Raw genomic sequence first — 18,414 nt, 5'->3', positions numbered from 1 at the left:
GGACTGGATCGTTGTTACCGTACGGACGCGACCATTCTAGCAAAAGATGCTGAGCAAATGCATCTTTTGGAAAACTATTTTCTTGGAATATTTCAACTGCCCCTATAATCGCAGGTTTTGACCGGCGGCCGATTGCGGGCCGTCGAAGACGCCGCCAATTCAAAGGACATGCCGTGAATCTGACCCTGGGCCAAAAGCTGATCCGCACCAAAACAGCTGAACGTCACCACGATGACGTGGACAGCGGCGGGGGCCTGCAACGTTCGCTCGGCCTGTTCCCGCTGACCATGATCGGGGTCGGCGCCACCATCGGCACCGGCATCTTCTTCACCATGGTCGAAGCCGTGCCCAAGGCCGGTCCGGCCGTGATCCTCTCCTTTTTGCTCGCCGCCCTCACCGCCGGCTTGACCGCGCTGTGCTACGCCGAGCTGGCCGGGCGCGTGCCGGCCGCCGGTTCCTCGTATTCCTTTGCCTACGCAACCGTCGGCGAGTTCGCCGCCTTCATCGTGGCGGCCTGCCTGCTGCTCGAATACGGCCTGGCGGGAAGCGCGGTGGCGATCGGCTGGTCGGATTACCTGAACAACTTCCTGATGAACGCCTTCGGCTGGGAGATCCCGGCCCACCTGCGTTCGCCGATGTTCGTATCGGACCACCATAATGTCCACTTCACCCCAGGTAACTTCAACCTGCCGCCGGTGATCCTGATCGCGATGTGCTGCTTCCTCCTCATCCGCGGCACCAAAGAATCGGCCACCACCAACGCCATCATGGTGCTGGTCAAGCTGGCGATCCTGATCTTCTTCGCCGTGATCGCGCTGACCGGCTTCGATGCCAACAACTTCACGCCCTTCTTCAACCCGGACGCCGACAGCGGCTACGTGGGCATGGCCGGCGTCACCGCCGCCGCCGGCACCGTGTTCTTCTCCTTTATTGGCCTGGACACCATCGCCACCGCCGGCGAAGAGACCAACAACCCGCGCCGCAACGTCCCGATCGGCATCCTGGCCGCGCTCCTGATCGTGACCGTCTTCTACCTGCTGGTGGCGATTGCCGCGATGGGCGCCCAGCCCTCGCACATGTTCGCGGGCCAGCAGGCCGGCCTGTCGGTGATCCTGCAGAACGTGACCGGCCAGGCATGGCCGGCGCTGGTGCTGTCGGCCGGCGCCGTCGTGTCGGTGTTCTCGGTGACCCTGGTGACGATCTACGGCCAGACCCGCATCCTGTACGCCATCAGCCGCGACGGCCTGATCCCGAAGACCTTCCAGAAGGTGAGCAAGCGCACCCAGGCTCCGGTCAGCAATACCCTGATCGTCTGCGCCGTGGTCGCCCTCGTGGCCGGCCTGGTCGACGCCACCTTCCTGTGGGACATGGTGAGCATGGGCACCCTGACCGCCTTCATCGTCGTCTCGATCGCGGTGCCGGTGATCCGCGCCAAGCAGGGCCGCGGCGAGCCGGGCGCCTTCCGCGTGCCCTTCGGCCCCTACGTCATCCCGGGCCTGTCGGTGCTGGCCTGCCTGTACATCATGAAAGACCTGTCGCCGGCCACCTTCCGCGTGTTCTTCATCTGGATGGCCGTGGCGGTTGCCACCTACTTCCTGTACAGCGTGCGCCACAGCCGCCTGAACAAGGCACAGTAAATGGAGAGCTTCGAACGGCGGCGCGACCGCTTTGCGCTGTTCGATGCGATGGACAGCGCGGCGGTCAACATCTGCTTTCCACTGGAGCTGCCGGACTTCCGGCCCTGGTGCAAAGCGCAGGGCCTGGCGCCCTTCCACGTGCTGCTGTATGCCGTGCTGCGTTCGGTGCTGAAGGTCGAGAACTTCCGCTACCGGATCCTGGACGGCGAAGTGATTCGCATCGAGCGCCTGATTCCTTCGTTTACGGTGGTGAACCTGCACAATGACCTGAATTTCGCCCAGTTCGACTGGGCGGACGACTTGCGCGAATTCGTCGCACGCGGCGTGGCGGCGCGCGAGGAGGCCGGCAATATGGCGGCCCTGAACATGGAATATGCCGCGCGCACGCCCCTGCAGGCCAAGGAGCAGGTCTTCATTACCTGCATCCCCTGGCTGGCGTTCACCTCGATCCAGCATCCGAGCGCCTCGCTGGCGCAGCCGGACATCCCGTCCTTCGCCTGGGGCAAGTACCGCGACCTGCCGGGCGACCGCCTCGAGCTGCCGTTCTCGGTACAGGCCCACCACGGCTTCGTCGACGGCTTCCACATCCACCAGCTCGGCCAGCAGATCGCCGGTGAGCTGGACGCCATCATTTCACCAGCGGCCTGACCACTTCGAGCAGGCTGACGAGAAGCTTGCCCGGCTCTTCCCACGGCACCATGTGGGCCGAGCGCTCGAACCAGACGACGCGCTTATAAGGCGCATCGACCTTCTCCATCCAGCTCACCGTGGGCGCTGCCGGCGTGGTGTAGTCGTGGCGACCCAGGAACATCACGACGGGAACGGGGAAGCGCTTCACGCTTGAAAAATCCACGTCGAGGAATTCCGGCAGCACCCGGCCAAGTGTCAGCACGCTGCCCTTGTCGATGTCCTTCACCTGGCTTGGGGTGTACTCGGGCGAGAGCAGGGGACCGCGGAAGAAGTAGCCGGACTCGCTGCGGAAGGCCGACAGGCCACCGTAGTGTTGGGGCCACTTGCGCGCGATGATGATGCGCTCGCGCGTGATCGGCTTGTCGCCGGGGTAGGGCGCGATCGAGGCCATCTCCTTGACCGCCTCCACGTTGTTCTCGCGTTTGGCGCGCTTGTAGGCGTACTCGAAACTGATCCGCTCGTTCTCGCGCACGTTCAGGACCTGGCCGATGCCGACGTAGGCGTAGAACAGGTCGGGACGCTTCAGGGCCGCGTGCATGCCGACGATGGTGCCCCAGCTGTGGCCCATCAGGATCAGCTTGCGCTTGCCATAGCGCGCCTTCAGGTGCTCGGCCACTTCGATCGCATCGTCGACGTAGCGCTCGATGCGGATGGTCGCGCCGACCTTGCTTGGCTCGGCTTCGGCATAGCTCTTGCCGGCGCCGCGCTGGTCCCAGTTCGCCACGGTGAAGTATTCCTCGATCGGGCGCTGGAACTGCCACATGGTCGGGGTGACGGGCGAGGCCGGGCCGCCGTGCACGAACAGGATCATCGGGTTGTCGCGGTCCTGGCCGCGCACGTTCAGCCACTGGTCGACGCCGCCGATGCGGGTCTTGTATGAATCCTGCACGCCGCCGGGTGCGCTGATGCGATTGAGGTCTTCGATGATGGCGCGCGACTTCGCGTACGGGTCAGGGGCTTCCTGCGCCAGGGCGCAGGCGGATGCCAGCAGCGCGCCAATGAACAGCCATGCTCTCTTCATGTGTGCGTCCTTTCCGGTCAATGGAAATAGCATAGCCCGGCATCTGCATATGCGCACCCGCTACGCGACGAACTGCACGATCGGCGGGGCGAACGGTAACGTCCATCCTGTCCTGGTGCGGCCTGTTCCCTTCGATGCGCAGGCTGTCGCAGGCTCCACGCCGATACGCGAGGTCATGAGTAGGATGATCGCATCGACAAGCTGGGGGAGGCACCATGTGGCGTTGGGTCGCGGCTGCGGTATGCATGACCGGCAGCCTGCCCGCATTCGGGCAAACAGCACAGCTCACGCCGCAGCAGTGGCGCGAGGACCTGAAGGTGATGGCGGAGACGATGCCAGTGCGGCACCGCAACCTCTACCACACGATGTCGCGCGAGCAGTTCCAGGCCGCCGTCGCGGCGCTCGACGCGAAGCTGGACAGCTTGCCGCGCCACCAGGTCATTGTCGAGATGGCGCGCATTGTGGGCATGGTGGAAGACGGGCACACCAACATCGCGCCGACGCGCGATCCGAAGATCGGCTTTCGCGCGTTTCCGATCGCGCTCTACTTCTTCGACGACGGCCTGTACGTGCGCGCGGCCCACGAGCAGCACCGGGAGCTGGTCGGCGCGAAGCTCGTCGGCGTCGGCGGCAAGACGGTGGAACAGGCCTATGCGGCGCTGCGCCAGATCGTTGGCCGCGACAACGAGCAGAACGCGCTGTTCTTCGTCCCGCACCTGCTGGTGATGCCGGAAGTGCTGCACGCCTTCGGCCTGTCCGACTCGCCCGACCGTGCGCGCCTCGTCATCGAACGCGACGGCAAACGCAGTACCGTGGAACTGACCACGCCGCAGCCCGCCACCATGATGCCGCCCGATACCGACACCAGCTTCATGCCGCGCCCCGGCTGGGTCGACGCGCGCCTCACGACGCCATTGTGGCTGCAGGATGCCGACAGCAAGTTCCGCATGGAGTACCTCAAGCCGCACAAGCTGCTCTACGTGCAGCTCAACCAGGTCGGCAACGAGAAAGAGGAAACGCTGGCGCAGTTCGCGGCGCGCATCCAGCAGGCGGCGGCAAGCCAGCCGGTGGAGAAGATCGTGCTCGACCTGCGCCTGAACCGCGGCGGCAACGGCATGCTGGCGCCCCCATTGATTGCCGCGCTGCTGCGCGCCACGCCGCTTGAGGCCAGGCGCGAACTGTTCGCGATCGTCGGCCGCAGCACTTTCTCGGCGGCGCAGTTCGTGGTGAATGACCTGGAACACTATACCGAGGCCGTGCTGGTCGGCGAGCCGACCGGCGGCAGGCCGAACGCCCACAGCGACTCGCGCCGGATCACGCTGCCCAACAGCGGCATCACGGTGCGGGTATCGACCCTCTGGTGGCAGGAGGACGAGCGCGACCGGCGGCCATGGACAGCGCCCACGGTGGCGGCGCCGCTCGGCTTTGACGCCTACCGCCGCGGCGAGGACCCGGCACTCACGGCGATCCTGGCCTACCGGCCGGCGCCACCGCTGGCCGACCTGCTGCTGGCGGCGCCCGATGCGCTGCCGACGGCCTATGCCGGCTGGCGCGCCCGGCCGCGCAACCGCTACGCGGATGTGCAGATGGCGTTCTACCGGGCCGGCCATGCGCTGCTGGCGAAAGGATTGCCGGCAGAGGCGCTGGTGGTGTTCAGGATGTGGGAGAAGGAGCATCCGCAGGCCGCGTATGCCTGGGACGGCATCGGCGCGGCGCAGCTGGCGCTCGGCGAGCGTGTGCAGGCGCGGGAAGCCTACCGCAAGGCCCTGGCGCTCGACCGCAGTTTGGCGTCCGCACTGGCTGCGCTGGAGAAGTTGTAGCGTGGGCGGCTATGCCGCCCACGCGGTCAGCTAACATCACCGCGTGGGCGTTCGTGTTTTAGGCCACTGGCCTAAAACACGAACGCCCACCCTACAAAAGCAAACGCCACGCGGCCTCTCGGCGGCGTGGCGTTCGTTAAAGCTAGCCCTGCTTATTGCACGTTCATTTCCTTCAGCAGGTTATCCGCCTTGTCCACGTGCTTCATGTTCCACAGGATGTAGCGGATGTCGACCTGGATGTCGCGGGTCATGGCCTTGTTGAAGTCCCAGTCCGAGATGATCGAGTCCAGGGTGCCGTCGAAGGCCAGGCCGATCAGCTCGGCCTTCGAGTTCAGCGCGGCCGAACCCGAGTTGCCGCCGGTGATGTCCAGCGTTGCCAGGTAGTTGACCGGCACGGTCTTCAGCTTCGGATCGACATACTTGCCGAAGTCCTTGGCCTGGATCGCGGCCAGCTGGGCTGCCGGTGCGTTGAACTCGCCTTCGCCGGTGTGCTTGGCCACCACGCCCTTGATGGTCGTGAACGCGGTCCAGCCTTCGGTACCGTCGGAACCGACGTCACGGCCGGCGATCTTGCCGAAGGTGACGCGCAGGGTGCCGTTGGCGTCCGGATAGACGGCCTGGCCCTTGCTATTCATGTAGGCGATCTTGGCCTTCATGTAGTTGCCGTAGGCTTGCTGGATCTTGCCGCCGAGTTCCTCTTCCTGGGCTTCTTCCTTCAGGCCTGCGTCATACATCGCGACAGCGGCCTTGATGAAGCTGTCGTTCGAGGCCTGGAATTCGGCCGGCGACTTCTTCAGCCACGCGCTGCGTTCTTCCTTGTTGGCCAGCTTCGAACCTGCATAAATGCGGTCCAGTGCGGTCTTCAGTTCGGCCTGGCTCATGCCCGGCTTGATGCCGAGGGCGGCGTCGAAAGCGGCGTCATGCTCGGCCGCCGGCTGGGCGTTGTACTTGGTCAGGAAGTTCAGCACCAGCGCCTTGTCGACCTTTTCGTCGTAGGTGCGGTCCTGGCCTGCCACCACCGAGTTCCAGCGCGGCATGTCGCGTTCCTGGAAGCCCGATTTGCGCTCGGCGTCCGGCTTGGTGCGCTCGTTGGCGAGGCGGTACAGCGAACGTGCCGAGGACAGGAACTTCGGCTGGGCGTAGCCCAGGTAGAAGCTCTTCTTGGCGTTCGCGTCACGCTCGGCGATCAGCTTCTCGGCCTGCTCGATGTCGGCCGCGTACTGCGCCTTGCGCGCCGGGGTCGCGTTCACCCATGCCTTCAGGGCATTGTGCTCGGCGGTCTTGCGCTGCAGGAAGTCGCTGTTGGCATACGAGGTCAGCATGCCCTTGCGGTTCTTGTAGTAGTTGTTGACGCTGGCGATCTGGCCGGCGTACTTCAGCTTGGCGGCCGGGTCGTTCTTGGTCTCGCGCTCGATGATCGCCAGGGTCTCGCCCGATGCCGCCACGAAGGCCGGGTAGTTCCAGGTGAAGGTCGATTCGACTTCCGACGGCAGGCGGTGGCGGTTGGTACGGCCCGGGTAGCCCAGCACCATGATGAAATCGCCTTCCTTCGAGCCTTCGGTGGCGATCTTCAGGTGGTGCTTCGGCTGGTAGGGCACGTTGTCCTTCGAGAACTCGGCGGCCTTGCCGTCCTTGCTCACGTAGGCGCGGTAGAAGCCATAGTCGCCGGTGTGGCGCGGCCACATCCAGTTGTCGGTGTCGCCGCCGAACTTGCCGACGCCGGCCGGCGGTGCGTGCACCAGGCGCACGTCACGGATTTCCAGCTGCTTGAGGCGGTAGAACTCCAGGCCGCCGTAGTAGCTGGCCACGGTGCAGCGGTAGCCGGCTTCCTTTTCGCATTCCGCCACCAGTTTCTTCTGGTTCTTCTCGATGGCGTCGATGCGGGCCTTGCCGCTCAGCTTGGCGACTTCCGGGGTGATGATCTGGTTGCTGACGTTCGCCACTTCCTCGGTCACGTAGACGCGGCTGCCCGGCGCGGCCGGCAGTTCTTCAGCGAAGTTCTTGGCCAGGAAACCGTTGGCGAGCAGGTCGCGTTCCGGGGTCGAGTTGACCGCCACGCTGTTGTACACGCAGTGGTGGTTGGTGACGACCAGGCCTTGCGGCGAGACGAACGAGGCCGAGCAGCCGCCCAGGCTCACGATGGCGCCCATCGGGAATTCGGTCAGTTTGGTCAGGGTCGACGGGTCCAGCTTGAGGCCGGCGGCTTTCAGTTGCTTGGCTACTTGTGGCAGCTGCTGCGGCATCCACATGCCTTCGTCCGCTTGTGCGGCGAAGCTGGTGAGGATGGCCAGCGAGAGGAGGGTCTTTTTCATTCGCGTCTGTGTGTATGGGAAGGGAACGTGGGCTCCGCGGAGCACGCAAGAGTATCCGTAATCCGCATGCATATCGTCAACCGATATTTCGTGCTGACAAAGCGAATGATTTCCTATGGGAACTTATACTGCAGTCGCGCTTTACAGCTGAGCCCCGATCAGGGACGCCGCGCCCGTGGTCACGCGCTGCCACCAGGGCCGCTCGCGGAATTCCGCCTTCGTCACCGTGTTCGCGCGCTTCCAGTCGTCCTCGAAGATGGCGGTCTGCTGGCGCGCGAATTCACGGTGCAGGACGTTCAGGTTGGCTTCGTCGTTGATGCTGAACGAGCGGTTGTCGAAGTTGGTCGAGCCCACCGACACCAGCAGCTCGTCCACGATCAGCGCCTTCACGTGGTACATGGTGGGCTGGTATTCGGCCAGCTTGACGCCGGCCGCCAGCAGTTCGCCCCAGCGCTCGCGCGAGGCGGCCTTGACCAGGTCGGAGTCGATGATCTTGCCCGGCATCAGGATGCGCACGCGCACGCCCCGTTTCGCCGCTTCGATCAGCGTGTGGATGGTCAGCTCGTCCGGCACGAAGTAGGCGGCGGACAGGTCGATGGTCTTGCGCGCCGAAGTGATCGCCATCAGGTACATCAGGTGCATCGATTCGCTGCCACCGGTGGGCGAGCTGGAGAACATCTGGGCCGGCATGTCGCCCACGGGCTGCAGGGCCGGGAAGTAGTCGGGGCCGTCGAGCACGGTGCCGGTGGCCTTCAGCCAGTTGTCGTTGAACACGGCCTGGACCTGGCCCACGACCGGACCCTCGATGCGGAAATGGGTGTCGCGCCAATGGTTTTCGTCCTGGGCATTGCCGCGCCACTGGTCGGCGATGCCGACCCCGCCGGTGAAGCCGACCTTGCCGTCGATCACGAGCAGTTTGCGGTGGGTGCGGTTGTTCAGGCGCGCCAGTTTCCACCATACCGGCTTGTGGTAGCGCTGCACCAGCACGCCGGCTTTTTTCATTTCATCGATCTGCGCCAGGTCCATCTTCATGCTGCCCATGAAGTCGAGCATCACGTGCACCTTGACGCCGGCGCGGGCGCGCTCCATCAGGGCGTCCGCGAATTCCTTGCCGATCGATTCCGACCAGTAGATATAGGTCTCGAAGGTGATCGTCTTCTTCGCAGAACGGATCGCGTCCAGCATGGCGGGAAAGATCTGGTCGCCGTTGAGCAGGACCTCGACCTTGTTGCCTTCCAGGATGGGCGGGCCGAGCAGCACGCCGAGCGAGCGGCGGAATTGCGGGTCATTGGTCTCGTACTGGCGCACCAGGCGGGTTTCGATCTGCTTCTCGCCGGGCATGAAATTGAGCGCGAGAATGCCGCCAACCAGGGTCAGGGCGGCGGTAACGAGGATGGTCCAGAACAGTTTTGGGCGCATGGGAAAACGCGGGCGTAAAAAAACCAACGCATGAAGCGTTGGTTTTTAGAAAGGGCTACACAATCGCTGATTAGCGAACACGGCCGCGACGCAGCAGGTTCACGATAGCCAGCAGGATGACAGCGCCCAGGAACGAAACCAGCAGCGACGAAACGCTGAAGTCGTCCGAATTGATGGTGCCGGTGCCGAACAGCGGCGACAGGAGCCAGCCGCCCAGGAAGGCGCCGACGATACCAACCACGACGTTGAGAATCATGCCTTGCTCTGCGTCGGTTTTCATGACCATGCTGGCCAGCCAGCCCAGAATGCCACCGACAACGATCCAAATGATGAATAACATGGTGTACCTCCTTCAAGTGTAAGAAAACATAACCCCCAGGCCGATTGAATTGCCGTGGCCATGGAGAAAAGTCTAGAGACCAGTCCCCTTCAGGTCGGTGCGGCAACGAACGTTAGACGGCGAATCTGCAAGCCTGTTCTGGCGCGCCGAACGGATGAGCGAAAAGAACCGGGTATGGTGCGTCAACGAACAGAAGAGGTGAGGGGGCGAGCATAAGGTTTCAACACTTGCAACACTGAATACCGATTGCAGTCACCAGTACCTGAACCTTCTGAAAGGATTCGCCATGAGCAACTACGATTCGAATAACAACCAGAATTCCCGCATGGTTACCGGCCTGTTCCCTGACCGTGCCAGCGCTGAACGCGCCTACAGCTCGATCTCGACCCGCGGCTATGGCAAGGACGACGTCAACCTGATGATGTCGGACAGCACCCGCAAGACCCACTTCCACGACACCGACACTGAACTGGGCAGCAAGGCCGCCGAAGGCGCCGGCATCGGCGCAGGTATCGGCGGCACCATCGGCGCCGTCCTGGCAGGCATCGCCGCCGTCGGCACCACCCTCGTGCTGCCTGGCCTGGGCGTGGTTGTCGCCGGCCCGCTGGCAGCAGCCCTGGCCGGCGCAGGCGCCGGCGGCATCACCGGCGGCCTGATCGGCGCACTGATCGGCGCAGGCATCCCGGAAGAACGCGCCAAGCACTATGAAGAAGGCATCAAGAGCGGCGGCATCGTGATGGGCGTGCACGCCCGTTCGGACGAAGACGCACGCCACATCGAACAATCGTGGACCGACAGCGGCGGCACCCACATCATCGGCACCGGCATCGGCGCAGCAGGCGGCGCCGTCGCCGGCGCGGCCATCGGCTCGGCAGCCGGCCCGATCGGCACCGTGGCCGGCGCCGCCATCGGCGCGGTCACCGGCGGCATGGCCGGCAAGGGCGTGGGCGAAGTCGTGAACCCGAAAGCGGGCGACGACCTGTCGGAACACTACCTGGCCAAGGGCGTGGGCGCCGGCAGCGGCGCGGCAGTCGGCGCGATGGCTGGCGCGGCGGCGGGCCCGATCGGCATGGCTGCCGGTGCGGTGGTCGGCGGCCTGGCGGGCGGCGCAGCTGGCCGCGGTGCCGGCGAAGTCGTGAACCCGAAAGCAAACGACGACCTGAACGACCATAACCTGGCACAAGGCGTCGGCGCCGGCGGCGGCGCTGCCCTCGGCGCGGCGGCAGGCTCGGTGGCCGGCCCGATCGGCACCGCAGCGGGCGCCGTGATCGGCGGCCTGGCAGGCGGCGCGGCAGGCCAGGGCACCGGCGAAGTCATCAACCCGAAACCGGGCGACGAACTGCGTGACCACCACCTGGCAACCGGCGCCGGCGCCGGCGCTGGTGCGGCCGTGGGCGGTTCGGTGATCGGCGGCGCCGTGGGCGGCCCGGTCGGCGCGGTGGTCGGCGCCGGCATCGGCGCAGCCGTGGGCGGCATGGCCGGCAAGGGCGTGGCCAAGATGGTCAACCCGCAGGAAGAAGATGCGCACTGGCGCGGTCAGTACCAGACCCAGCCGTACTACACCCCGGGCTACACCTACGACGACTACGCACCGGCCTATGCGCTGGGCTACAACTCGGCAGGCCGCTATCCGGGCAGCTACGACATGCACGAGAACGAGCTGTCGAGCGAATGGGAACGCACCAAGGGCGCCTCGCGCCTGAGCTGGGACCAGGCCAAGCACGCCTCGCGCGCCGCATGGCACAAGGTCGAGCGCGCCATTCCGGGCGACGCCGACCGCGACGGCCGCTAATTAGCGCCAGCGCCGCCCTTGACGCGGGCGGCGTGCGGATGAAAAAAAGCCTCGGGGCCAATGGCGCCGAGGCTTTTTCTATGGGGGGCGATTACTGCTTGACCGCTTCCACCTGGATCGCCAGCTTCACTTCCGGCGAGAACTTCGGCAGGCCGAAGTTGATGCCGAAGTCGCTGCGCTGGAAGGTGCCGGTCACGTCGGCGCCGCACACTTCGCGCTTGAGCATCGGGTGATCGATGCACTTGAACTTGTTGATGGTCAGGGTCAGCGGCTTGGTCACGCCGTGCAGGGTCAGTTCGCCCTGGGCCGAGGTCGGCACATCGCCGGTGAAGGTGATCGACTTCGACTTGAAGGTCGCGGTCGGGAATTGGGCGGCGTCGAAGATGTCCGGCTTCTTGGCGTGCTCGTTCATCTTGTCGTGGCCGAAGTCGATGCTGTCGATGTAGACGGTGATGTCGAGGGTACCGGTCTTCTTGGCGCGATCGAGGGTCACGGTGCCGTCGGTCTTGTTGAACTTGCCGCGCCAGACCGAGATGCCCATGTGGTCGGCCTCGAAGCTCGGGTAGGTGTGGTTCGGTTCGATCTTGTAGGTGTCGGCGGCGAAGGCGATGCCGGCGCCAAGGGTGCTCGAAGCGGCCAGGGCCGCGATCAGGTGCTTGATTTTCATAGGACTTTCCCTTGCGTAGGTAAGAGCTGCTGGTGAATTACTGGGCGGTGATGTGGAACTTGATGATGACTTCATCGGCGACCATGCTGGTGTCCTTCCACTCGCCTTCGCCGATGTTGAAGGCCAGTCGCTTGATCGGCAGCTGGCCCTCGAATACCTGTTTGCCGCTGTCGACCTTCTGGGTGAGCGGGAAGCTCACGTCGGCGCTCCTGCCCTTGATCGTCAGCTTGCCCTTGACGTTGAACTTGCCGGCGCCGGCCGGGGCGATGGCGGTGGAGACAAACGTCGCCTTCGGATATTGCGCGACGTTGAACCACTCCTTCTTGGCCACTTCCTTGTTGTACTCGGCGTCGCCCAGGTCGAGGCTGGCGGTCTGGATCTCGACCGTCGCTTTCGAAGCGGCCGGCTTGGCGGCGTCGTAGTCGATCTGCGCCGTGAAGCCCTTGAACTTGGCCTCGACCGGCACGCCCATCTGCTTGAAGGTGGCCGAGACGCTGCTCTTGGCCGGGTCGGTTTTCAGGGGCGCGGCGCCGGCGATGGCGCTGGCGAACAGGGAGGCCAGCAACAGGCCTTTCAGTGGTTTCATTCGAACTCCTAGCGGGTGGAAAAAGGCAGCATGCGCGCCATCACGCCGTCGCGGTCGACGAAGACGTGCTTGAGCGCGGCCGCCACGTGCAGGCCGACGAGGCCGGCCAGCAGCATGTTGAGCCAGTAATGGACATCCTTTAGCACCGGCTTCAGGGCCGGGTCCGGTCCCATCAGCACCGGCAGTTCGATCACACCGAACCACACGATCGGATAGCCGGTCGCCAGGCTGTAGAAATAGCCGGACAGGGGCACCGCGAACATCAGGATGTAGAGCAGCCAGTGCAGGCCGTGGGCTGCGCCGCGCTGCCAGGCCGGCATCTCGTCGGCATAGGCGGGCGGGTGACGCAGCAGGCGCCACAGCAGGCGCAGCGTGGCCAGCAGCAGCACGGTGACCCCGGCCCACTTGTGCCAGTTGAAGTACTTCAGCTTGGTCGGCGTAATGCCGGGAATGTCCGTCATCACCAGCCCGAGCGTGAAGGTCGCGATGATCAGCAGCGCGATCAGCCAGTGCAGGACGATGGCCGGGATGGTGTAACGGTGCATAAAGATTATTCTTTGGAAAGTTGTACGCGTTAGAACTAACTATACCAGTCTTTACGGGCCCCTGCTGCCGAGCGCAATTTTTCGCTGGGTACACTAGCACGGATTGCAAAACCTGCACAGCCACAGCGGCAAGAATGTAAAATCGCCAAAAAAACCGTTTAGCAGAGATTACTGGCGATATCGTTTAGTGCCAGAAAGAAAAATATGAACGCACGCATCGCAGCTTCCCGTTCCCTGCCGCTCAAACGGCTTGCGGCCAGCCTTGCCCTGCTGCTGGCGCTGCCGGCCGTGGCCGAGAACATGGATGCCCGGCCCGAGAACCTGGCCGACCTGTCGATCGAAGAACTGGCCAATATCCCGGTCATGTCGGTGTCCAAGCGCCCCGAGCGCCTGCAGGACGCCGCCGCCGCCGTGTTCGTGATCACGTCCGAGGACATCCGCCGCTCCGGCGCCGCGACCCTGCCGGAAGTGCTGCGCCTGGCGCCCAACCTGCACGTGGCGCGCATCAGCGGCTACAGCTACTCGATCAGCGCGCGCGGCCTGAACCAGAGCGGCAACAGCTACTCGAACAAGCTGCTGGTGCTGATCGACGGACGCTCGGTCTACACGCCGCTGTTTTCCGGCGTGTTCTGGGATGCCCAGGAGGTGCTGCTGGAGGACGTCGAGCGCATCGAGGTGATCAGCGGCCCGGGCGGCGTGATGTGGGGCCTGAACGCGGTCAACGGCGTCATCAACATCACGACACGCTCCGCACGCGAGACCCAGGGCAGCATGGCGGTCCTGCAGGCCGCCACCGACGGCGTGACCGGCAGCTTCCGCCAGGGCGGCACGACTGCGAACGGCGTCGCCTGGCGCGCCTTCGGCAAGACCACCCGGCGCGAGGACAGCGAACTGGCCAGCGGCGCCCCTGTCAACGATGCCTATCGCCGCACCCTGGTCGGCGCCAGGGCCGACTGGGAGCGCGGACCGGATCGCGTGAGCCTGATCGGCAATGCCTACCGCGGCCGCTTCGACCAGCCCTTCCCGGGCGAGATCGCCGCCCCGGGCGTGCGCCCGACGCTCGGCCAGGTGCGCTCGGACGGCCTCAACCTGACCGCGCGCTGGGAGCATGCGCTGGACGATGGCGCCAGCCTGATGGCCCAGGCCTATTTTGACCACACGCTGCGGCGCGCCGAACCGCTGTTCGGCGAGCGCCTGTATACCACCGACCTGCAGTTCCAGCACACCCTGGCACCAAGCGGTGCGCACCGCGTGGTGTGGGGCGCCAACTACCGCCACAGCCGCGACCGCGTCGACAACAGCCCGACCGTCGCCTTCCTGCCGGCGCGCACCACCCAGCAGTGGGCCAGCGTGTTCGCCCAGGACGAGATCGCGCTGCGCCAGGACCTGTTCCTGACCCTGGGCAGCCGCGTCGAGTACAACGAATACACCGGCGTCGAATGGCTGCCGAGCGCGCGCCTGTCCTGGCGCATGTCGCCCCAGCATGCGCTGTGGGCGGCGGCTTCGCGCACCGTGCGCGCGCCGTCGCGGCTCGACGTCGACGCCTACCTGCCGGGACGCCCGCCCTTCCTGCTGCGCGGCGGCGCGCGCGTGCGCGGCGAGGTGGCGCGGGTGTTCGAGCTGGGCTACCGCGGCAACCCGGTGGCGCCACTCTCGTATTCGATGACCCTGTTCCATCACGATTACGACTACCTGCGCACGACCGAGACCAACCCGGCCGGCTTCATCACCTTCGACAGCCTGATGGAAGGACGCTCGAGTGGCATCGAAGCCTGGGGCAGTTGGCAGGCGGCCGAACGCTGGCGCCTGTCGGCCGGCTGGACCGCGCTGCACCAGAAGCTGCGCCTGAAGCCGGGCAGCACCGACGTCAACGCCACGCTGGTCGCCAGGCGCGACCCGGCGCATACCTTCCAGCTGCGCTCCGTCTACGGCATCGACGACCGGCGCGATGTCGAGCTCACGCTGCGCAAGGTGGCGGGCAAATCCTTCCCGGACGTGCCGTCCTACACGGCGCTGGACGCGCGCTTCGGCTGGCGCGTGCGCCCGGGGCTGGAACTGTCGGTGACCGGCGAGAGCCTCACCGGCGGTCATGGGGAATACGGATCGATCCTGGCGCGGGCCGAGATCGAGCGGCGCCTGGGGGTGAAGGTGGTGTGGGAGTATTAATGTAGGGTGGGCGGGTTTCCCGCCCACGCGGTGATTGTTACCGGCTCTGTTCCCGTACCGGATGATCTTGCTGCAAACTATCACCGCGTGGGGTGATCTGGTCCAGTGGACCAGATCACAAGCCGCCCACCCTACGGATTAGATCGCAGCCGCGAGCTGTGCCGCCAGGCCGGTGTAGTTCGCCGGCGTCATTTGCAGCAGCAGGTCCTTGGCGTCCTGCGGAATCGCCAGCTTGCCGATGAATTCCTGCAGCGCTTCGCGGGTGATGCCCTTGCCGCGGGTGAGTTCCTTGAGCTGCTCGTACGGGTTCTCGATGCCGTAGCGGCGCATCACGGTCTGCACCGGCTCGGCCAGCACTTCCCAGCTCGCGTCCAGGTCCGCTTCCAGGCGGGCCGCGTTCACTTCCAGCTTGTTCAGGCCGCGCAGGCAGCTGTCATAGGCCAGCAGCGCGTAGCCGAAGCCGACGCCGATGTTGCGCAGCACGGTCGAATCGGTCAGGTCGCGCTGCATGCGCGAGACCGGCAGCTTCTCGGCCATGTGGCGCAGCACCGCGTTGGCCAGGCCCAGGTTGCCCTCCGAATTCTCGAAGTCGATCGGGTTGACCTTGTGCGGCATGGTCGACGAACCGATCTCGCCGGCCCGCAGCTTCTGCTTGAAGTAGCCCAGCGAGACATAGGTCCAGATGTCGCGGTTCAGGTCGAGCAGGATGGTGTTGGCGCGCGCGATGGCGTCGAACATCTCGGCCATGTAGTCGTGCGGCTCGATCTGGATGGTGTAGGGGTTGAAGACCAGGCCCAGGCGATTCTCGATCACGTCCTTCGAGAAGGCCGGCCAGTCGAAGCCCGGATAGGCCGACAGGTGCGCATTGTAGTTGCCGACCGCGCCATTCATCTTGCCGAGGATCTCGACCTCGGCGATGCGCTTGACCGCGCGTTGCAGGCGCGCGACCACGTTGGCGAATTCCTTGCCGAGGGTGGTCGGGCTGGCGGTCTGGCCGTGGGTGCGCGACAGCATCGGCAGATCGGCATTGGTGTGCGCGATCTCGGTCAGCTTGGCGATGATGCCTTGCAGGGCCGGCAGCAGCACGCCATCACGGGCGGCTTTCAGCATCATGCCGTGCGAGGTGTTGTTGATGTCTTCCGAGGTGCAGCCGAAGTGGATGAACTCGCTCGCCGCCACTAGCTCCGGCACGTCTTTCACCTGTTCCTTGAGCCAGTACTCCACCGCCTTGACGTCATGGTTGGTGACCGCCTCGATCTCCTTGATGCGCGCCGCTTGCGCCTCGCCAAAGTTTGCCGCCATGCGTTCGAGGTGAGCGTTCGCTTCGCTGGAGAACGGCTTTATCTCCGGGAAGCCCGCCTGCGACAGCGCCTGCAGCCAGGCGATTTCGACTTTCACGCGGTGGTGCATGAAGCCCGCTTCCGACAGGATCGGGCGCAGCTTGTCGGTCTTCGACGCGTAGCGGCCATCCAGCGGGGACAGGGCCGACAGGGTAGCCGATGGGGCAGATGAGGGAACGGTAGAGGTCATGGCGGGCGGTCCGTGCAAAAACGCGGATTTTACCACCGGGAGCCGCACGCAGCCTTGTGCGCACGGCCGCGCAGCGCGTCAGGGAGGCTCGTCTGGCGCAGACAAGCGAGGAAACGGCGATGCTATACTGGCACCCAATCTTCTACTTCGGGCATGTATGAAACTCATCGGTTCAGTCACCAGTCCCTATGTGCGCAAAGTCCGCGTCGTCATGGCGGACAAGAAGCTCGATTTCAGCTTCGAGCAAGAGAACGTCTGGGTGCCGGAGACCACGATCCAGCAGGTCAACCCGCTGGGCAAGATCCCCTGCCTCGTGATGGAAGACGGCAGCACGCTGTACGATTCGCGCGTGATCGCCGAATACCTTGATACCATTTCCCCCGTGTGCAAGCTACTGCCGCCGAACGGCCGCGACCGTACTGAAGTCAAGGTCTGGGAAGCGCTGGCCGACGGCGTGCTCGATGCCGCCATCCTGGTCTTCATCGAGCGCCGCGATCGCGCGCCGGAACAGCAGAGCGCCAAGTGGATCGAGCGCCAGATGGGCAAGGTGCATGCGGGCCTGCGCGAAATGTCGTCCAGGCTGGGCGACTCGGCCTACTGCATGGGCATCCACTACACGCTGGCCGACGTCGCGGTCGGCTGCACCCTCGGCTGGCTGTCCTTCCGCTTCCCCGACATCGACTGGCGCGGCGATTATCCGAACCTGGCGCGCCTGGCCGACAAGCTGGCCGAGCGTCCGTCGTTCCGCGACACCGTCCCCTTCACCGCTTGAGCACGCCAGTGAGCCTGCCTGCCGGCGCCATGGGCACCGCCGCCATTTTCGGTGAAGCCCTGGTCGACGATTTCACTACCGAGCAGGTGGTGGGCGGCGCGCCGTTCAACGTGGCGCGCCACCTGGCGGCCTTCATGGCGCCGCAGCTGATGATCACCCGCATCGGCAACGACAAGCCGGGCCAGGCGGTGCGCGCCGAATTCGAGCGCTTCGCCATGCGCGAGGCCGGCCTGCAGCTCGATGCCATCGAAGAGACCGGCCGCGTGCTGGTCGAACGCGGCGCGCGCGGCCACCGCTTCACGATCCTGCCGAACCAGGCCTACGATTTCATCGAGCGCGAAGCGGCGCTCAGCGCCCTGGAAGCAGCGCAGCCGGGCATCCTCTACTTCGGCACCCTGGCCCAGCGCAAGGAGCGCTCGCGCGCCACCCTGACGGCACTGCTGGAAGCGACTTCGGCGCTGCGCTACCTCGACCTGAACCTGCGCGACGGCCAGGTCGACGAACGCATCGTCACGCGCTCGCTGCAGGCGGCGAATATCGCCAAGGTCAACGAAGAAGAACTGCAGGCCATGTTCGGCTGGTATTTCCAGATCAAGCCGGACGCCCCGGCGCTGGCGGCGGAAGAAGTGCACGCCTCTTGCCAGGCCCTGCTGCAGATGTTCTCCCTGGATGCCCTGATCGTCACCCTGGGACACCGCGGTTCGGTGTACTTCGGCGCGGATGGTGGGATACTCATGCACCGCGACAACCCGGCGCCGCCCTTCGTCATTGACACGGTAGGAGCGGGGGATGCCTTCTCGGCGATTTTCCTGCTGGGCAGAATGCGGGACTGGCCGCTGGATGTGTCACTGGCCCGTGCCAACGAGTTCGCGGGCGCGATCTGCGCGATTCCGGGGGCGGTGCCGCGGGATCTGGGGTTCTACGATCAGTGGATGAAGAAGTGGCGCTAAGGCGCCCCCATCTCCGCATAAAACAAAAGGGCCTACGCAAGTGAACTGACCCCGTAAAGTTGGACGGTTAGTTTGCTAAGCGGCCAAGGCCTGAGTCCTGTACTGAACGGGGCTCAGGCCTTTTAATTTGAGCTTGATGCGGTCGTTATTGTAATAGTGGATGTAGT

16 protein-coding genes are annotated in these 18,414 nt (G+C 65.0%); 7 read left to right on the top strand and 9 right to left on the bottom strand.

What is annotated here, in order from left to right:
* The first annotated feature begins 173 nt into the window (after nucleotides 1–173).
* Both LK539_RS23325 and LK539_RS23320 read left to right on the top strand, forming a co-directional pair.
* Nucleotides 174–1,637, top strand: coding sequence for an amino acid permease (locus LK539_RS23325; RefSeq protein WP_227803461.1), 1,464 nt, complete (start codon nucleotides 174–176; stop codon nucleotides 1,635–1,637).
* The gene (locus LK539_RS23320; RefSeq protein ID WP_227803460.1) at nucleotides 1,638–2,285 is read left to right on the top strand and encodes a CatA-like O-acetyltransferase; all 648 of its coding nucleotides are present in this window, start codon (nucleotides 1,638–1,640) and stop codon (nucleotides 2,283–2,285) included.
* Here the strand turns inward: LK539_RS23320 and LK539_RS23315 are convergent.
* Complete coding sequence (locus LK539_RS23315; protein WP_227803459.1) at nucleotides 2,266–3,348, bottom strand: alpha/beta fold hydrolase; 1,083 nt, start codon at nucleotides 3,346–3,348, stop codon at nucleotides 2,266–2,268. The two genes, LK539_RS23320 and LK539_RS23315, sit on opposite strands and share 20 nt — an antisense overlap.
* Nucleotides 3,349–3,563: 215 nt before the next feature.
* On the opposite strand from LK539_RS23315, the gene LK539_RS23310 reads away from it, so the two are divergent.
* Nucleotides 3,564–5,168 carry a S41 family peptidase gene (locus LK539_RS23310; protein ID WP_227803458.1) on the top strand — a complete coding sequence of 535 codons (1,605 nt, stop codon included), beginning with the start codon at nucleotides 3,564–3,566 and terminating at the stop codon, nucleotides 5,166–5,168.
* A 152-nt stretch (nucleotides 5,169–5,320) separates the two neighbouring features.
* Here the strand turns inward: LK539_RS23310 and LK539_RS23305 are convergent, their stop codons facing one another.
* The 3 genes from LK539_RS23305 to LK539_RS23295 form a co-directional block, all read right to left on the bottom strand.
* The gene (locus tag LK539_RS23305; protein ID WP_227803457.1) at nucleotides 5,321–7,480 is read right to left on the bottom strand and encodes a S46 family peptidase; all 2,160 of its coding nucleotides are present in this window, start codon (nucleotides 7,478–7,480) and stop codon (nucleotides 5,321–5,323) included.
* Nucleotides 7,481–7,621: 141 nt separating this feature from the next.
* Entirely contained in the window at nucleotides 7,622–8,899 is a 1,278-nt protein-coding gene (cls, locus tag LK539_RS23300; RefSeq protein ID WP_227803456.1) for a cardiolipin synthase, read from the bottom strand.
* 70 nt (nucleotides 8,900–8,969) lie between these two features.
* The gene (locus LK539_RS23295; protein WP_036212790.1) at nucleotides 8,970–9,239 is read right to left on the bottom strand and encodes a GlsB/YeaQ/YmgE family stress response membrane protein; all 270 of its coding nucleotides are present in this window, start codon (nucleotides 9,237–9,239) and stop codon (nucleotides 8,970–8,972) included.
* A 286-nt stretch (nucleotides 9,240–9,525) separates the two neighbouring features.
* Between LK539_RS23295 and LK539_RS23290 the strand changes: the two genes are divergently transcribed.
* The gene (locus tag LK539_RS23290) at nucleotides 9,526–11,031 is read left to right on the top strand and encodes a glycine zipper domain-containing protein (protein WP_227803455.1); all 1,506 of its coding nucleotides are present in this window, start codon (nucleotides 9,526–9,528) and stop codon (nucleotides 11,029–11,031) included.
* 91 nt (nucleotides 11,032–11,122) lie between these two features.
* Here the strand turns inward: LK539_RS23290 and LK539_RS23285 are convergent, their stop codons facing one another.
* Genes LK539_RS23285 through LK539_RS23275 form a run of 3 tightly spaced genes read right to left on the bottom strand, consistent with a single transcriptional unit; the run spans nucleotide 11,123 to nucleotide 12,829 of the window.
* Nucleotides 11,123–11,698: a YceI family protein gene (locus LK539_RS23285; protein WP_227803454.1), complete on the bottom strand. Its 576-nt coding sequence runs from the start codon at nucleotides 11,696–11,698 to the stop codon at nucleotides 11,123–11,125.
* Nucleotides 11,699–11,735: 37 nt separating this feature from the next.
* On the bottom strand, nucleotides 11,736–12,284 hold the full coding sequence (locus LK539_RS23280) for a YceI family protein (RefSeq protein WP_227803453.1): 549 nt from the start codon (nucleotides 12,282–12,284) through the stop codon (nucleotides 11,736–11,738).
* A gap of 8 nt (nucleotides 12,285–12,292) precedes the next feature.
* Nucleotides 12,293–12,829, bottom strand: coding sequence for a cytochrome b (locus LK539_RS23275; protein WP_227803452.1), 537 nt, complete (start codon nucleotides 12,827–12,829; stop codon nucleotides 12,293–12,295).
* Nucleotides 12,830–13,033: 204 nt separating this feature from the next.
* Here LK539_RS23275 and LK539_RS23270 point away from each other — a divergent pair, with 204 nt between their 5' ends.
* Nucleotides 13,034–14,995, top strand: coding sequence for a TonB-dependent siderophore receptor (locus LK539_RS23270; protein ID WP_227803451.1), 1,962 nt, complete (start codon nucleotides 13,034–13,036; stop codon nucleotides 14,993–14,995).
* Nucleotides 14,996–15,133: 138 nt separating this feature from the next.
* Here the strand turns inward: LK539_RS23270 and purB are convergent, their stop codons facing one another.
* The gene (gene purB / locus LK539_RS23265; RefSeq protein WP_227803450.1) at nucleotides 15,134–16,525 is read right to left on the bottom strand and encodes an adenylosuccinate lyase; all 1,392 of its coding nucleotides are present in this window, start codon (nucleotides 16,523–16,525) and stop codon (nucleotides 15,134–15,136) included.
* Between the two features lie 157 nt (nucleotides 16,526–16,682).
* On the opposite strand from purB, the gene LK539_RS23260 reads away from it, so the two are divergent.
* Nucleotides 16,683–17,297, top strand: a complete 615-nt coding sequence (locus tag LK539_RS23260) for a glutathione S-transferase C-terminal domain-containing protein (protein ID WP_227803449.1) — start codon at nucleotides 16,683–16,685, stop codon at nucleotides 17,295–17,297.
* Between the two features lie 8 nt (nucleotides 17,298–17,305).
* Complete coding sequence (locus tag LK539_RS23255; RefSeq protein ID WP_227803448.1) at nucleotides 17,306–18,247, top strand: PfkB family carbohydrate kinase; 942 nt, start codon at nucleotides 17,306–17,308, stop codon at nucleotides 18,245–18,247.
* Nucleotides 18,248–18,322: 75 nt separating this feature from the next.
* Here LK539_RS23255 and LK539_RS23250 read toward each other — a convergent pair.
* Nucleotides 18,323–18,414: IS3 family transposase (locus LK539_RS23250; protein ID WP_227803510.1), on the bottom strand; the 92-nt coding region annotated here is incomplete at its 5' end.

The organism is Massilia sp. IC2-476 (assembly GCF_020707295.1).
GTDB lineage: Bacteria > Pseudomonadota > Gammaproteobacteria > Burkholderiales > Burkholderiaceae_D > Telluria.
The sequence above is the reverse complement of the archived record's forward strand: the minus strand, read 5'-3'. Positions and strand labels throughout refer to the sequence as shown.

Bases quoted from the DNA above. Each gene is read 5' to 3' on its own strand.
- purB (WP_227803450.1), bottom strand. From the start codon at position 16,525: ATGACCTCTACCGTTCCCTCATCTGCCCCATCGGCTACCCTGTCGGCC.
- LK539_RS23275 (WP_227803452.1), bottom strand. From the start codon at position 12,829: ATGCACCGTTACACCATCCCGGCCATCGTCCTGCACTGGCTGATCGCG.
- LK539_RS23280 (WP_227803453.1), bottom strand. From the start codon at position 12,284: ATGAAACCACTGAAAGGCCTGTTGCTGGCCTCCCTGTTCGCCAGCGCC.
- LK539_RS23305 (WP_227803457.1), bottom strand. From the start codon at position 7,480: ATGAAAAAGACCCTCCTCTCGCTGGCCATCCTCACCAGCTTCGCCGCA.
- LK539_RS23290 (WP_227803455.1), top strand. From the start codon at position 9,526: ATGAGCAACTACGATTCGAATAACAACCAGAATTCCCGCATGGTTACC.
- LK539_RS23310 (WP_227803458.1), top strand. From the start codon at position 3,564: ATGTGGCGTTGGGTCGCGGCTGCGGTATGCATGACCGGCAGCCTGCCC.
- LK539_RS23285 (WP_227803454.1), bottom strand. From the start codon at position 11,698: ATGAAAATCAAGCACCTGATCGCGGCCCTGGCCGCTTCGAGCACCCTT.
- cls (WP_227803456.1), bottom strand. From the start codon at position 8,899: ATGCGCCCAAAACTGTTCTGGACCATCCTCGTTACCGCCGCCCTGACC.
- LK539_RS23320 (WP_227803460.1), top strand. From the start codon at position 1,638: ATGGAGAGCTTCGAACGGCGGCGCGACCGCTTTGCGCTGTTCGATGCG.
- LK539_RS23260 (WP_227803449.1), top strand. From the start codon at position 16,683: ATGAAACTCATCGGTTCAGTCACCAGTCCCTATGTGCGCAAAGTCCGC.
- LK539_RS23270 (WP_227803451.1), top strand. From the start codon at position 13,034: ATGAACGCACGCATCGCAGCTTCCCGTTCCCTGCCGCTCAAACGGCTT.
- LK539_RS23295 (WP_036212790.1), bottom strand. From the start codon at position 9,239: ATGTTATTCATCATTTGGATCGTTGTCGGTGGCATTCTGGGCTGGCTG.
- LK539_RS23315 (WP_227803459.1), bottom strand. From the start codon at position 3,348: ATGAAGAGAGCATGGCTGTTCATTGGCGCGCTGCTGGCATCCGCCTGC.